Genomic DNA, 15,930 nt, shown 5'->3' on the forward strand with positions numbered 1-15,930 from the left:
AAAGCGGACGACGATGACCCTCAGCCGGACTCCCTCAGCGCCGACAAACTTGGGGCGATCGTGAGAAAAAAATCGGATCGTGGATCGAAGCAGCGCCAGATTGGCATCATCGGCTACGCGCTGAGAGTTCCGGGCGCGCCGGACCGCGAGGCGTTCTGGCGCATGCTCTCGGAGGGGCGCTGCGCCGTCACGCGCGTGCCGGCCGACCGCTTCCCGCTGGGTGCATTCTATCATCCCAAGGCCAGCGCCGACATTCCCGGCCGCAGCTACACGTTCGCGGCCGGCGTGCTCGACGACGTGTGGTCGTTCGATCCGACGGTGTTCGGTATCAGCCCGCGCGAGGCGGCGCAGATGGATCCGCAGCAGCGCCATCTGCTGCAGGTCGTCTACGAGGCGATCGAGCATGCCGGGCTGCGTCCCTCGCAGCTGGCCGGCAGCCGCACCGGCGTCTATGTCGGCGCCTCGTCGTCGGACTACGCGACGCGCTTCATGTTCGATCCCAGCGCGGTCGACGTCCACATGATGACCGGCAACACGCTGAGCATCATCTCGAACCGGATCTCCTACTGCTTCGACCTGCGCGGGCCCAGCTTCACGGTCGACACGGCGTGCTCCTCGTCGCTGGTCGCCATGCACGTGGCGCTGGAGGCGATCCGCGACGGCAAGATCGACACCGCCATCGTCGGCGGCGTCAACCTGCTGCTCTCGCCGTTCTCGTTCGTGGGCTTCTCGCGCGCGTCCATGCTGTCGCCGACCGGCCTGTGCAAGGCGTTCGACGCCTCGGGTGACGGCTATGTGCGGGCCGAGGGCGCGCTGGCGGTGGTGCTGCGGGCGTCCGACGTCGCGGCGCGCAACGGCGATCGCGTCCATGCCACCATCGTCGGATCGGGCATCAACCAGGACGGCCGCACCACCGGCCTGTCGCTGCCGTCGCCCGATGCGCAGGCGGCGCTGCTGCAGCAGGTCTACGCCGAGTTCGGCGTGGCGCCGGACGAGCTGGCGTTCATCGAGGCGCACGGCACCGGCACGCGCGTGGGCGATCCGGCCGAGGCCGAGGCGCTGGGCACCATCCTCGGCCAGAAGCGCACGGCGCCGCTGCCGATCGGCTCGGTCAAGACCAATATCGGCCATCTCGAGCCGGGGTCGGGGCTGGCCGGCGTCATCAAGTCGGTCATGGCGCTGAAGGAAGGCGTGCTGCCGCCGTCGCTGCACTTCAACGAGCCCAATCCGGACATCCGCTTCGAGGAGCTCAACCTCAAGGTCGCGGCCGAGCCCACCAAGCTGGCCAAGGGACGCGGGCTGCGGCACGCCGGCATCAACTCGTTCGGCTTCGGCGGCGCCAACGCGCATGTGGTGCTGCGCGAGCCCGACCGGGCGCCGGCCGCGGCGCGGCCGAAGGCGAACGGCGCCGCGCCGGCACCGCTGGTGCTGTCGGCCTACGGCGCCGATGCCCTGAAGGCGCTGGCCGACCGCTATGCGAGCCGGCTGCCGAAGAACGGCCACGCCGATGTCACGGCCATCGCCAACGCCGCGGCGCACACGCGCGACCTGCTGCCGGAGCGGATGGTCGTGGCCGGCAGCAACCTGCGCGCGTCCCTGACGGCGCACGTCAACGGCGAGGCCGTGCCGTCGCTGTGGCGCGGCAAGGCGCTGGGCAGCGACCTCGATATCGGCTTCGTCTTTGCGGGCAACGGCACGCAATGGGCCGGCATGGGCCTGGCGGCCTATCAGGGCAACGCGGCTTTCCGCGAGGCGCTGCAGGCGTTCGATGCGCGCTTCAAGGAGCTGGCCGGGTGGTCGACCATCGAGGCGCTGCAGTCGCCCGAGCTGGCGGTCGACATCCGCCGCGCCAGCCGGGCGCAGCCGCTGATCCTGGCGCTGCAGGTGGCGGCGGTGGGGGCGCTGGCCGCGCGCGGGCTCGAGCCGACGCTGGCCATCGGCCACAGCGTCGGCGAGATCGGCGCCGCCTGGTGCGCCGGCGCGCTGGACCTCGACGGCGCCATCCGCGTCGTGCTGGCGCGCAGCCAGCTGCAGGAGATCACGCGCTACCAGGGCGGCATGGCGGCCGTGCTGGTGTCGGCGACCGAGATGCAGGCACTGCTCGAGCGCCAGGCTTTCGACGGCCTGGAGGTCGCGGCCATCAACAGCGCGCGCAGCGTCACGGTCGCAGGCCCGAACGCGGCGCTCGATGCGTTCGTGAAGTATGCCGAGCAGGAGCGTTGGGGCGTCCGGCGCCTTGACCTGGATTATCCGTTCCACTGCGCCCTGGTCGACCCGATCAGGGACCGGCTGCTGGCCGAGCTGGCTTCCATCAAGCCGTCGGCGACCCGCATCCCGCTGATCTCGACCGTCACGGGCGAGGAGATCGACGGTGAGACCCTGACCGCCGAGTACTGGTGGCGCAACGTGCGGCGGCCGGTGGCCTTCGAGGCCGGCTTGCGCGCGGTATGCCAGCGCGGCGTGCGCATCTTCGTCGAGATCAGCGCCCGGCAGGTCCTCGGCGGCTATCTCAACGATGTGTTGCGGCGCCAGAGCATCGACGGCGCGGTCATCGACACGCTGGGGCGCGACGGCAAGGAGCCGGGCGACGAGATCACGGCCACGGTGGCGCGCGTCCTCGTCGCCGGCGGCCGTGTCGATCTCGAGCGCTTCGTGGGCCCGGCCGTGCGGCCGGCCGCCGAGCTGCCGAACTATGCCTGGCAGCGCCGGCAGATCGATTTCCCCGACACCGGCGAGGCGTTCCGGACCTATGCCGCGCAGCCCCATCCGCTGCTGGGCTCGGCCATGCGCGCCGAGTCGCGCGAGTGGTTCACGGCCATCGATCCCGGGCTGTTCCCCTGGCTCGAGGACCATCGCGTCGAGGACACCGCGGTGTTCCCGGCCGCGGGCTTCATCGAGATCGCGCTGGCGGCGGCGCGCGAGACCTACGGCGACGGCGCGCTCGAGGTGCGCGACCTCGAGATCCTGCAGCCGCTGGTGTTCGACGCCGAGCGGTCGTTCGAGGTGATGACGCGGGTGTCGCATGATACCGGCGTGCTCGAGATACGCTCGCGGCCGCGGCCGGGCGAGGACGAGTGGTCCCTGCACGTGAAGGCCACCGTCGCGCAGGCGCCAGTCTCGGAGATGTCGGTGGCGCCGCTGTCGGATCCGGCCTGCGACGTGTTCGACGCCGAGCGCGTCTACGCCCTGGCGCGTCGCCGCGGCCTGGTGTACGGCCCCGCGTTCCGCAAGGTCGAGTCGATCGACGTCGTCGACGACCGAAGGGCGCGCGGCACGTTCGTGTCGGCACGGCCGATCGCCGAGAACCTGCTGCTCGATCCGACCATCCTCGATTCGGCCTTCCATGTGTCGTTCGCGCTGGCCGAGATGGATGCGGACCTGGCGCCGGACGCGCGCTTCCTGCCGGTGCGGATCGGCGCGCTGCGGATCTTCCGGCCGGGGACGCCGATCGCCTCGGGCATGTGCCGCATCACGCTGGCGACGGCGCGCTCCCGGGTCGCGGACTTCGTGCTGTTCGACAGCGCGGGCAATGTCGTCGTGCAGGCAACGCAGGTGCGCTTCCGCACAGTGCCGCGCGCCGTGCGCGAGACGATGGACAGCCTCACGTACCGCACCGGCTTCGTGCGCCTTCCGGAACGCGGGCAGCCATCGGCAGCGGTCGCCGTGCATGCCGGCGGTCCGGCAACGGTGCTGGCCGATGCCGCCCGCGCCGTGGACGACGTCGAGGCGGCACGCGACGTGTCGCTCGTGCTCGATGTCGGGGCGCGGGCCGCAGCCTATCTCAGCCTCAAGACGGTGATGGGCGAGGCGCCCACCACCGTTCCCGAGCTGGTCGCCAGCGGCCGCGTGTCCATGTCGGCCTGGCCGCTCATGGCACGGATGCTGACCGAGCTGTCCGACGCCGGCCTGGCGTTCGAGACCGACGACGGCTGGACGCTGAAGGACGCGCCGGACTTCCCGACGATGTCGGAGCTGGTCAACGTGCTGCTGACCCGCTACCCGGCCTGGATCGCCGAAGCGACCTGTCTTGCCCGGCTGCCGGAGATCCTGCCGCAGCTCCTGCGCGAAGGCTTCGATGCCGGCGGCTACGGGCAGGCGGTGCTGGAGCATCTGGAGAACGGCTCGCCATCGGCGCTGCGCCTGGGCGATGTCGTGCAGCGCACGGCGAGCGACATCATCGCGCGCTGGCCGGCGGAAAGCCCGCTGCGCGTGCTGGTGGTGGGCGCGGTCAACCTGCCGATGGCGGCGCGGCTGGCGCCTGCCGTGGTCGCGCGGCACGGGCGCCTCGTCGCCACCGACATGGATGGCGAGCGGCTGAAGACGGCACAGCTCAACCTGTCCGATGCCGCGTCGGCGCAGATGCATCTCGTCGAGTGGGATGAAGCGCTCGACGCCGCCGGCGGCGGCTACGACCTGGTGCTGTGCGCCGGCGCGCTGCATCGCGTCGCCGTGGCGCCGGGCAAGCTCGACTTCCTGGCCCAGGCGATCCGCCAGGGCGGCACCGTGGTGGCGGCCGAGCCGTCGCCGAGCTTCTTCGCCGATATCGTCCACGGGCAGCGCGCCGCGTGGTGGGTTGGATCGGTGAACCCCGACTTCCCGGTCGGCGCGGTCCTGGGCGAGCGCGATTGGCAGCAGGCGCTGGAATCGGCCGGCCTCAAGACGGTGACGGTCCAGTCGCTGGGCGGCGAGCCGGCAGCCGGCCTGCTGGTGAGCGGTGTCGCCAGCGGCCGCAGCGCGGTGCTGGACCTGCCGCGGGACGTGGGCGCGCGATCGATGATCGTGGTGGCCGATGCCTCCAGCGACAGCCATGTGCTGGCCGACCTGCTGCAGTCGCGGCTGGCGGGAACGGGCAGGGTGGTGCCGCTGCGCTCCAGCGACGGCGCGCAGCCGCCGCGCGGCAGCACGCGCCGCGTCCGCGTGATCGACCTGCGCGAGTCCGAAGCCGCTGCCGGCGCCATCGCCGATCTCGGCGCCGACGCCGCCATCACCGACATCATCTTCGTCGCTGCCGACCGTGCGCCGCCGGCCGACCCGGTCGCATCGCTGTCGCGCAAATCGATCGCGATGATCAACCTGGCGCAGGCCGTGGAGAGCGCCGGCACGGTGCGGCTGTGGATCGTCTGCACCGGCGCACTCAGCGGCGCGGTCGAGGGTGCTGCGCCGAATCCGACCCAGACCGGACTGTGGGCCGCCGCGCGCGTGCTGCAGAACGAGTTCCCGGGCGTCGAGGTGCGTTGCCTCGATGTCGATCCGGGCATGGCGACGGACCTCGCCGCGAGCCGGGTCTCGGAAGCCATCACGCACATCCCCACCGAGCGTGAGCTGCGGCTGAGCGCCAAGGGGCGCGTGGCCCTGCGCGTGCTGCGCGGCGGCGTGCTGCCGGAGCCGGGGCTTGGCGTTGTCGGCGCCGACACGGCGCTGCGGCTCGTGATCGACCGCGCCGGGCAGGGCGACGGCTTCGTCTGGCGCCCGGTGACGCGCCGTGCACCGGCGGCGCATGAGGTCGAGGTCAAGGTGTCGGCCACCGGCCTCAACTTCCGTGACGTGATGTGGAGCCTCGGCCTGCTGCCGGACGAGGCGCTGGAGAACGGCTTCACGGGTCCGACCATCGGCATGGAGTGCGCCGGCGTCGTGACGGCGGTGGGCGCCGAGGTGAAGAACCTGCGGGTCGGCGAGCGCGTCGTCGCCTTCGCCGCCGATGCATTCTCCACCCATGTCAGCGTCGGCGCGCACACCGTCGCGTCCATTCCGGAAGGGATCTCGATGGAGGCCGCGGCCACGCTGCCGGTGGCCTTCCTCACGGCCTATTATGCCCTGGTGCACCTGGCGCGGCTGGAGGTCGGCGAGACCGTCCTCATCCATGGCGGCGCCGGCGGCGTCGGCCTGGCGGCGCTGCAGATCGCCAAGCTGCGCGGCGCGAAGGTCATCGCCACCGCGGGTTCCTCGGACCGGCGCACGCTGCTGCGTGAGCTGGGTGCCGACCATGTGCTGGACTCGCGCAGCCTTGCCTTCGTCGACGACGTGCGCCGGCTGACGCAGGGCGAGGGCGTGGACGTCGTGCTCAACTCGCTTGCCGCCGAGGCAATGGAGCGGTCGGTCGACTGCCTGAAGCCGTTCGGCCGCTTCCTCGAGCTGGGCAAGCGCGACTACTACACCAACCGGCATCTCGGCCTGCGGCCGTTCCGCAACAACCTCTCGTATTTCGGCATCGATGCCGACCAGCTGCTCAACGTCAATCGCGGCATCGTCGAGCGGCTGTTCGGCGAGCTGATGGCGCTGTTCGCGCGTGGCGAGCTGGTGCCGTTGCCCTACCGCATCTTCGAGTCCGACGACGCGGCCAAGGCATTCCGCCTGATGCAGCGGTCCGGCCATATCGGCAAGATCCTGGTCCGGCCGCCGCAGTCGCTGCCGCAGCCTGACGTCGCGCGTCAGTTCCAGGTCGACCCGAAGGGCCGCTACCTGATCGTCGGTGGCCTCGGCGGCTTCGGCCTCGCGACAGCGCAGTGGCTGGCCGACAAGGGCGCGCGACATCTCGTGCTCATGAGCCGGTCGGGCAAGCCGACGGAACAGGCCGAGCTGGTGCTGGCCGGCTTCAAGGAGAAGGGCGTCCGCGTCGATGTCGTTGCCGTCGACGTCGCGGACCGGGCCGCGTTGGAGCGGTACCTGACCAGCCTCCAGGGCGACAAGACGCCGCTGAAGGGTGTCTTCCATGTCGCGATGGTCCTCGATGATGCCTTGGGCAAGGATCTCGACCGGTCGCGCATGGAGGCCGTGCTGCGGCCAAAGGTCGCCGGCGCGGACAATCTCGACCAGCTGACGCGACGCTTCGATCTCGATTGCTTCGTGCTCTTCTCGTCGGCGACGGTGCTGATCGGCAATCCCGGGCAGACCAACTACGTCGCCGCCAACGCCTTCCTCGAAGGGCTGGCGCAGCGGCGTCGCGCGGAAGGCCTGCCGGGGCTCGCCGTGTCATGGGGCGCCATCGGCGATGTCGGCTACCTGGCGCGCAACGCCAGCGTCAACCGCGCGCTGTCGCAACGCCTGGGCAGCACGACGCTGGCGGCGTCAGAAGCGCTGGCCGGCCTCGACCAGTTGCTGGCCCGCGACGGCCGCGATGTCGCCGCGGCTGCGCTCGGCTATGCGCGCATCGACTGGTCGCTGGCGCGCAAGGAGCTGGTGATCACCCGCACGCCGCTGTTCGAGGAGCTGCAGCTCACGGATGCGACTGCGGATGGTGCGTCGATGGCAGCCGAGGAGCTGCTGCGCATGTTGCGCGATCTGCCGGAGGCGGAAGTCCAGGACAAGCTGGCCGATCTCGTCGTCGCCAACATCACGCGCACGCTGCGCCTGCCCAGCGGCGACGTGGACCGCAACCGCGCGCTTTCCGAGTTCGGCATGGACTCGCTGATGATGCTGGAGCTGCGGACAGCGGTCGAGGAGGCGATGGGAATCGAGATACCGCTGATGTCGTTGACCAGCAGCCTGACCGTGATCGACATCAGCAAGCGGCTGGCTTCGATGTTGCGTAATCAGGAGAAAGCGCTAATGTCGGGCCAGATGTCGGCATTGGCGCAGGGCCACGTCAGCGTGCCTGACATGGCATCCGATGCCGAGATCGCCGCAGCAGCGGCCGCTGTTGCGCAGCGTGCCAAGACCGTGGATGGTGTTCTTTGAACGACGGCGCTGCACCAACCTCTCTGTCAAAACGCGCCGTCGCGGACAAGCTCCTCGACAAGCTGCGCACGTCGGCATCGCCGCTGGTGGATAAGGCTGCTGCGCCGCGTCGGACGTCGCCGTTGGCGGCTGGCCGCCGCGCTGCCGACTTCGCGGCGCTGCCCGAGTATCAGGCCCTGCGCGTGCAGCGCGCGGCGGCCGACATGCTCAAGATCGATGTGCCGTTCTTCCGCATGCATGACGGCCGCGCGTCGGACACGACCATGGTCGATGGCCGGCACGCCATCAACTTTTCGACCTACGATTATCTGGCGCTCAACGGCGACCGCCGCGTCACGGCGGCGGCCAAGGAAGCGATCGATCGCTATGGCACGTCGGTCGGCGCCAGCCGCCCCACCGCGGGCGAGCGTCCGATCTACCGTGAGCTGGAAGCGGCGCTGGCCAAGCTGCACGGCGTGGAGGACGCCCTGTGCTTCGTCAGCGGCCATGCCACCAACGTCACGGTGATCGGCTGCCTGCTGTCGAAGAAGGACCTGATCATCAGCGATGCGCTGGCGCACAACAGCATCCTCGAAGGCATCAAGCTTTCGGGTGCGACCAGCGTGCTGTTCCCGCACAACGACCTGGATACGCTCGAGGCCTTGCTGCGCGAGCATCGACCGCGCCATCGCCGGGCCATGATCGCGGTCGAGGGGCTGTACAGCATGGACGGCGATGTCCCGGACATGCGCCGCCTGCTGGCCATCAAGCGTCGCCATGATGCCTGGCTGATGGTCGACGAGGCGCATTCCGACGGCGTCCTGGGAGAACATGGCCGCGGCATCGCCGAGGAGCAGGACATCGATCCCACCGAGGTCGAGATCTGGATGGGAACGCTCAGCAAGGCGTTCGCGGCGACCGGCGGGTACATCGCGGGCAGCAGGGCGCTGATCGAGTTCCTCAAGATCCAGGCCCCGGGCTTTCTGTACAGCGTCGGCATGCCGCCGGCGATGGCGGGCGCGGCGCTCGCGGCCCTGCAGGTCCTCGAGCAGGAGCCCGGCCGGGTTGCCGCCCTGCGCGCCAACGGTGCGTTGTTCCTGCAGCGCGCGCGGGCGGCGGGCCTCGATGTCGGCCTCAGCATCGGCGCGTCCGTTGTCTCGGTGATGACCGGGGACACGCTGACGACGACGGTGCTCGCCAACCGGCTGCTGCAGCAGGGGCTCTATGTCGTGCCGATCATCTTCCCGGCTGTGGGCGAGAAGCAGGGTCGCTTGCGGTTCTTCATCACCGCCCGTCACACGGCGCAGCAGATCGAAACCGCTGTCGACATGACCGCACGCGAGCTGTCGCGGCTGCGCAAGGAACCGCCAGTGGCGATGGGGCTGGCCCAGGCCGGCGGTTGAGCTCGTCCCTTCCGACATCTCCCGTCATCCCGAGCACAGCGAGGGATCTCCTGCGGCGGGGCGCACGGTGCGCTATTCGCGGGAGATCCCTCGCTGCGCTCGGGATGACAGCGGTGCGCCGGGATGATGGTGGAACGGCGCTATTTTTCAAGCGTGGCGTCGTCGGCGACAATCTCGGCTGTGAAGCCGCTCAGGATCCAGTCCTGCAGGGCCGTCGGCAGCAACGGCAGCAGGCGGATGCCGAACACCAGCTGCCATGGAAATGCGATCAGGCGCTGACGCTTGTCCAGGCGGTTGCGGATGTATTGCGCGGCACGCCCGGTGGGCCAGGAGAAGGGCTTGGCGCTGCGCTGGCGATCGGCCATGGGGGTTTCGACGTAGCCCGGACATACGACGCTGACGGCGACGCCGCGTGAGCGGAGCCTGACGCGCAGCGCCGCGCCGTAGGAGACGAGCCCGGCCTTGCTGGCGCTGTAAGACGGCAGATCAGGCTGCGGTGCAAGGCCGGCCAGCGAGCTCACCAGCACGAGGTGGCCGGTCCGTCGGGCCTGCATGCGCGAATCCAAGGCCGACAGGGCGGCAATGACGCCCTTCAGATTGATGTCGATCACCTGCAGCGCCGCCGCCAGCGGCTCGGACCTGCGGCCGGCGCCCGAGCCCGACACGATGCCGGCGTTGGCGATCAGCAGGTCGACGGGATGGCGGTCATCGAATGCGTGCAGCCATCCGACCATGGCATCGGCATCGCGCACGTCCAGGGCGATCGTCTCGACTGTCGCGCCGCGACCGCGGCAGGCGGCGGCGATCGCATCGAGGCGCTCCTGATCGCGGCCCAGCAGGCCCAGCGTCACGCCGCGATCGGCATATTCCATCGCCAGTGCCCGGCCGATGCCACTGGATGCCCCGGTGATCACGACCGTGCGGGCCATCAGCGATCCCCGGGAGGGTCGCCGACCGGCCGCGGCGGCAGCCAGGGCAGGCCTTCCTCGAGGCGCTGCACCGTGGCCGGAACGGCCAGGTCGAGCGCCTGCTGCGTGTAGTAGCCGCCACGCACATGCAGGGTGGCGGCCAGCAGGCGGATGAAGTCGTTGACGAGGTGCATGTCGGGTGGCGCGGCCTCGGACCAGAACGCATCCAGCGATCCCTGGAACGTCATTCCCGGCACGTCGAAGATCGCGCTGCCCATGACCTTCAGCGGACAGCCGTGCTGGAGGGCAAACAGCCCGACCGTGCTGTTCACCAGCACGCAACCCTTTGCTTTCACCAGCATCTGGGCGAGGTCGCCGCCATCGACATAGAAGACGCGATCCTTGACGCCTTTATGTGCCGCGATGCCCTCGACCACACGCCGCCAGGGCGTGATATTGCTGTCCAGCGGATGGACCTTGACGATAAGCCTTGCGTCACGCGGGGCATGCACGGCGAAGGACCCGATGACCTCGCGAACCGCTGACGGCATGTCCGGGTAGGGCGAATGGTCGCGGATCTGATAGTCGGTCGAAAGCTGCAGCGGAAAGACGAAGCTCGGCGCGGTCGATCGCTGCAGCGTCTCGAAGGCACGCGCCGTGCGCGGCTTCTCGATCGGCGAGAGCAGCCACTTCCTGACCCAGGCGGCATAGTCGGCGAATGGATGATAGATGGCGTGGCGCTTGTAGCCCGGATACAACGGCCAGAAGACGACCTCGCCGACGTTGTAGACGATGTCGAGCAAGGCCAGCCGCCAGAACGGTGCCATGCAGCGGATCGTCATATCAGGCGGATCGAACTGCGCCGCCATGGCGCGGATGACGTCAGGATCGCGTGGCATGCGCGAATAGGTGCTCATGCCGTCGCGTTCCAGCACCAGCCAGTCCGGACGCAGATAGCCCAGCTCGGCGCAGATGATCTCGGCGCCGCGGGCTCGGGCCTCCTCGGCCGCGATGCGATGATGCGGCCGCCGATCGCCCAGCAGGAAGAGATGCGTGATCGGGTTGGCATCCAGGAACGCCGCGACATAGGCACGCCAGCCTTCGATCGTGCCGCGGTAATCCCGAGCCGGCAGGCGCCAGAACAGGCGGTCGCCGAAATGCAGGTTGATCCGGGATGCCCGATGCCCATGCGCAATGAGCAGCCGCGCGACCTGTTCCATGTAGAACGACGAGGGCCCCTGCAGGAAAAGCACGTGCAACGGCTTCTGGCGCTTCTCGTTCCCGGCGCTTTCCTCAGCCATGGTCTTGTTGATGACTCCCACGCTCCCCGCCTGCTTGCGCCCGCTCTTAGCGGCTCCCGCGCGGTTTGTCACTTCGCGCCCGCACGGCGGGAAAAGGTTGCATCGGCGGCGATCCTATGACTCTATGCCGGCCGCTGGCGATGCGTGGGCTTCGCACCGAATGTCCATGGCCGCCGGAGGCAGCCCCTTTGCTGTTCGCCGCGTCCTTCACCCTCTATCTGCTCCTGACCTTGCTGATCGACGCGCTGGCGGCGCCGCGAGGCCGCTTTGCCGGCAGGCCGTTGTGGGGACAGCTGACCGCAGTCCTGACGCTGTCCCTGCTTTTCGCAGTATGGTTTGCAGTTTCCTGGCGGCCGATCTTCGCGGCCGTGTCGGCATTGATCACCTATACGATCATCGTGCTGATCTCGGACTACAAGTTCCGCAACGTCCAGGAGCCGCTGAATTTCGTGGATTTCGCGCTCATCCCGCAGATCTGGCGGCACCCGGTCCTGTACCAGGCGCCGTACCTGCATCATCCGGCTTTCTTTGCCGGCATCGCGGCGCTGCTGGGCATCATCGTATTGTGGTGCCGCTTCGTGGAACCGTCGCTGCTGCCTGACGGGCACGTCTGGGATGTGGCCGTGCCGGCTGGGGTGGTCCTGGCCATGGTGATTGGCTGGGCCGTGGCCGGCCCGCTTCCGTCGCGGCTCACGGCTGCCGTCCATCGCCGCATGATGCCGGCCGATTCGACGCGGCATGTGCGCGTGCTGGGCCTTGCCGCCTCCTTGGCCGCCGGCCTGGTCGGGTGGCGCCATGCGGCCACCCGGTCGCGGACGTGGCCGGTCGCGGTGCCGTCGGTCCGACCTCTGCCCGACGGTCCGTCGCCCGTGGTGATCGCGGTCCAGTCGGAATCGTTCATGGACCTGCGCCGCGCCGGCCTGCATGACGTGAAGCTGCCGGGGCTGGAGCATGCACGGTCGCAGGCCGTAGCCTATGGGCGGGTGGCGGTGCCGGTGCAGGGCGCCTGGACCCTGCGGTCGGAATTTGCCTTTCTCGCCGGATGTCCCCTGGACGAGTTCGGGCTCGACGCGCTGCATCCGTATCTGCGGCTGGCGAAGCCGCCGCGGACGCTGGCGCACCATCTGGGCGATGCCGGCTTCGCCACGGCGTTCGTACATCCGTTCGATCTCGATTTCTTCAACCGCCGGGTCGCCATGCCTCGGCTGGGCTTCGACCGCCTGGTCGACGAGGGCGATTTCGCCGGCGTCGCGCGCGAAGGCTACTACGTGCCGGACATGGCCCTGGCCGAATATGCGCTGGCCATGGCGGCCAAGGAGAAGCAGCCGCTTTTTTGCATGATCGCGACCATGGAGAACCACAACCCCTGGGACAAGGATCGGCTTCCAGGGATCGAGACGCCCGTGGACCGCTACGTCTATCATCTGCGCAATGCCGACCGGATGATCGCGCATCTGATTGCGGGCATCGAACGCCTCGGCCGGCCGGCGGTGCTGGCCTTCTACGGCGACCACGTGCCGACCATGCCGGAGCTGGCTGATCCGTTTCCCGACCCCCGTACGGACTATTTCGTGATGGGGTGCCGTGATGGCGCCTGGCTGCCCGGCCAGCCGCGCGATTGCGCCCTGCATGAGATGGCAGACACAATCCTCGATGCCCTGGCATGGGCTTGCGATCGGCCAGCATAGCGGCACGACGGCGCCCATCGCCCCGGATATCGAGATGGAGGTCGAGGATTCGCAGCCGGTGCAGAATACAACCGGTGTTCAGCGCACAGGAAAGCCCATACAATGGCCGACATCGGGGCCGCACCGGCTCGCCAGAGCGTAGAGGCTACCATACATGACGCCCAACGTCCTCATGGTGTTTCCGCGGTTCAACCCGAACTCCTTTTGGAGCCTCCAGGCAGCGTGCGACCTCTGGGGCGCGCGCTGTCCGTCGCCGCCGCTGGGCCTCATCACCCTGGCGGCGCTGCTGCCCCAGTCGTGGAACATGCGGCTGGTGAACCGCAATGCCGAGGAGCTGACCGAGGACGACATCGCCTGGGCAGACATGGTGATGACCGGAGGCATGCTGGTGCAGCGGCTCGACACGCTGGACCTGATCGACCGCTGCCACGCGCGCGGCAAGCCGGTCGTCGTTGGCGGGCCCGACGTGACGTCGAGCCCCGAGCTCTATGAGAGCGCCGATTTCCTTGTGCTGGGGGAGGCCGAAGGGATCATCGACCGCTTCGTGGAAGCCTGGATCCAGGGTGAGAGGCGCGGTGTCTTCCGGGCCGAGAAGTTCAAGGTCGATGTCACCAAAAGCCCGATCCCGCGCTTCGATCTCCTCAAGCGGCAGCACTATCTCTACATCGGCGTGCAGTTCTCGCGCGGCTGCCCTTTCAACTGCGAGTTCTGCGACATCATCGAGCTCTACGGCCGGGTGCCCCGCTCGAAGTCGATCGAGCAGATGCTGGCCGAGCTCGACGCGCTCTACCAGACTGGCTATCGCGGCCATGTCGACTTCGTGGACGACAACCTGATCGGCAACAAGAAGTCATTGAAGCAGTTCCTGCCGGCTTTGCGCGATTGGCAGCGGGCGCGTGGCTATCCGTTCAAGTTCTCGACCGAGGCATCGATCAATCTTTCGGACGACGCGCAGCTCCTGCAGATGATGAGCGACGCGAACTTCTTCCTGGTCTTCGTGGGGATCGAAAGTCCCGACACCGAGACGCTCGTCCTGACGCAGAAGAAGCAGAACACGCGGCGCAGCCTGGCCGAGAGCGTCCACCGGATCTATGCGGCGGGGATGTTCGTGACGGCCGGCTTCATCGTCGGCTTCGACACGGAGAAGGGCGGCGTGGCCGACGCGATGGTCGACTGCATCGAGGCCACCAGCATCCCGTGGTGCATGGTCGGGATGCTGACGGCCTTGCCCAACACGCAGCTCAGCCGCCGCCTGGAAAAGGAAGGGCGGATGCTGCATGACGTGTGGCGCAACGAGGCTGACCAGTGCACCGGCGGGTTGAACTTCGTGACGCTGCGGCCGCGGCGCGAGGTCCTGTCGGACTACAAGGCCATCCTGCAGAACATCTATGCGCCCGATGCGTTCTTTGCCCGGGTCCGCAACGTCAGCCGGGCCTTGAAGCGGCCCAGCCGCAGCGTCGCGCCGGCACCGGCCGCGGCGGTATCACCATCCATCACGCCGCCGGTGTCGCAGCCCGAGCCGCCGCCAGCCCCCTCGCCGAAGATGGCGCGACGCATGCTCGAGCTGTCGTCGAAATGGGCCTCATGGCGGGTCCGGCTGCGGGAGTTCAGGCTCCTGTTCCGTGTGATGTGGCGCATGACGGTCCGCCGCCCGGATCTGCGCCGCCATTTCTGGAGCGTCTTCATCGAATGCGCCCGCCGCAATCCGGCCGCGCTGGAGAGCGTGGTGACGATCATGGTCGTCTACCTGCATCTGGGAACCTTCGCGCAATATGTCGTCCAGGAGCTCGACCGCAAGCTCCAGGCGGAGCAGGGCGATGCGCTGCCGAGTGAGGCGCGGACCTTGCAGATCGCCTGAGGCGCGTGCGGATGAGATGCGACCGCACCTGTCATCCCGAGCGCAGCGAGAGATCTCCTGCCAAAGGCTCACGGTGCGTCAATCGCGGGAGATCCCTCGCTGCGCTCGGGATGACGGTGAAGGTGTATGCCGTGGGACGTGATATCGATGCGCCGGTTCCGATGATGATTGGACAGTGACGATGAGCCCGGAGGGCATTCTGCGCGCGATGGCTCCCGGCGCGGGGCTGGCGGATTTCGCTGTGCTCTTTGCGCTGGTCGTGGTGGTGATCGTCGCGATCCTGCTGGGCACCGGCCTCTTCTTCGAGGTCATGAACGCCCGCCACCCCGAGCGCAAGGTCCAGAAGCATCGCGTGAATGCCCGCAAATGGCAGGAGCTGGCCTACGCGCCGGGCTCGATCCTGACCCTGTCGCTTTGCTTCGCCGGCGGACTTTTCGCGCAGTGGCAGGGATGGACGCTGACGCCCTTGCCCTTGTCGTGGTGGTCAAGCCCCCTGCTGCTGGGGATCTCGGTGGTGCTGTACGACGCCTGGTTCTACTGGGTCCATCGCCTGCTGCATTGGCGCCCGATGTTCCGGTTCCACGCCCTGCACCACAAGAGCGTCGCGCCGACCGTGTGGACCAACCATCACGAAACCATCGTCGAAGCGCTGCTCAACCAGCTGTTCTATTTCGTCATCGTGTTCGTGCTGCCGATCCCGTGGCAGATGCTGGTGGCCCAGAAAATCTACGATCAGATCAGCGGCATGCTAGGGCACGCCGGCTATGAGCATTTCGCGTCGCCGATGGCGCGATGGCCATGGCCTTTGGCCAGCACGGTCTTCCATGACCAGCACCACGGCTATTTCCGCTTCAACTTCGCCCACACATTCTCGTTCTGGGATCGTGTGATGGGCACGTTGCATCCGAGCTACGATGCGACGGTGGCGAGCTTCGAGTCGACCGCGTCACAAACGGCGACCAAGTCCGGGCCGACCTGAGACCGTCCGGCATGCCGGTGCGCGATCACACATGGCGCAGCGCCGCGCTGTCGCCCTCTCCGTCATCCCGAGCGCAGCGAGGGATCTCCTGCGAATTGCGCACCGTGCGTCTTGCCGCAGGAGATCCCTCGCTGCGCTCG

At 68.5% G+C, this 15,930-nt stretch carries 7 protein-coding genes; 5 read left to right on the forward strand and 2 right to left on the reverse strand.

Annotation, left to right across the window (positions count from 1 at the left end; genetic code table 11):
- The first annotated feature begins 60 nt into the window (after positions 1 to 60).
- Both FHP25_RS13655 and FHP25_RS13660 read left to right on the forward strand, forming a co-directional pair.
- Positions 61 to 7,674: a type I polyketide synthase gene (locus tag FHP25_RS13655; protein ID WP_178133513.1), complete on the forward strand. Its 7,614-nt coding sequence runs from the start codon at positions 61 to 63 to the stop codon at positions 7,672 to 7,674.
- Between the two features lie 122 nt (positions 7,675 to 7,796).
- Positions 7,797 to 9,056, forward strand: a complete 1,260-nt coding sequence (locus tag FHP25_RS13660) for an aminotransferase class I/II-fold pyridoxal phosphate-dependent enzyme (RefSeq protein WP_231712317.1) — start codon at positions 7,797 to 7,799, stop codon at positions 9,054 to 9,056.
- 140 nt (positions 9,057 to 9,196) lie between these two features.
- On the opposite strand, the gene FHP25_RS13665 is transcribed toward FHP25_RS13660, so the two are convergent.
- Positions 9,197 to 9,985 carry an SDR family NAD(P)-dependent oxidoreductase gene (locus FHP25_RS13665; RefSeq protein WP_147847488.1) on the reverse strand — a complete coding sequence of 263 codons (789 nt, stop codon included), beginning with the start codon at positions 9,983 to 9,985 and terminating at the stop codon, positions 9,197 to 9,199.
- Positions 9,985 to 11,286 carry a capsule biosynthesis protein gene (locus tag FHP25_RS13670; protein ID WP_178133514.1) on the reverse strand — a complete coding sequence of 434 codons (1,302 nt, stop codon included), beginning with the start codon at positions 11,284 to 11,286 and terminating at the stop codon, positions 9,985 to 9,987. Before FHP25_RS13670 ends, FHP25_RS13665 begins: the two co-directional genes overlap by 1 nt.
- A 167-nt stretch (positions 11,287 to 11,453) precedes the next feature.
- On the opposite strand from FHP25_RS13670, the gene FHP25_RS13675 reads away from it, so the two are divergent.
- The 3 genes from FHP25_RS13675 (at position 11,454) to FHP25_RS13685 (ending at position 15,790) form a co-directional block, all read left to right on the forward strand.
- On the forward strand, positions 11,454 to 12,953 hold the full coding sequence (locus FHP25_RS13675) for an LTA synthase family protein (protein WP_178133515.1): 1,500 nt from the start codon (positions 11,454 to 11,456) through the stop codon (positions 12,951 to 12,953).
- A gap of 154 nt (positions 12,954 to 13,107) precedes the next feature.
- Positions 13,108 to 14,811: a B12-binding domain-containing radical SAM protein gene (locus FHP25_RS13680; protein ID WP_147847491.1), complete on the forward strand. Its 1,704-nt coding sequence runs from the start codon at positions 13,108 to 13,110 to the stop codon at positions 14,809 to 14,811.
- A gap of 181 nt (positions 14,812 to 14,992) precedes the next feature.
- Complete coding sequence (locus tag FHP25_RS13685; RefSeq protein WP_147847492.1) at positions 14,993 to 15,790, forward strand: sterol desaturase family protein; 798 nt, start codon at positions 14,993 to 14,995, stop codon at positions 15,788 to 15,790.
- The last annotated feature ends 140 nt before the right edge of the window (positions 15,791 to 15,930 follow it).

This window comes from Vineibacter terrae, assembly GCF_008039615.1.
Lineage (GTDB): Bacteria > Pseudomonadota > Alphaproteobacteria > Reyranellales > Reyranellaceae > Vineibacter > Vineibacter terrae.

Excerpts from the sequence above, each read along its gene's own strand:
- FHP25_RS13665 (WP_147847488.1), bottom strand. The coding sequence starts at position 9,985 with ATGGCCCGCACGGTCGTGATCACCGGGGCATCCAGTGGCATCGGCCGG.
- FHP25_RS13680 (WP_147847491.1), top strand. The coding sequence starts at position 13,108 with ATGACGCCCAACGTCCTCATGGTGTTTCCGCGGTTCAACCCGAACTCC.
- FHP25_RS13685 (WP_147847492.1), top strand. The coding sequence starts at position 14,993 with ATGAGCCCGGAGGGCATTCTGCGCGCGATGGCTCCCGGCGCGGGGCTG.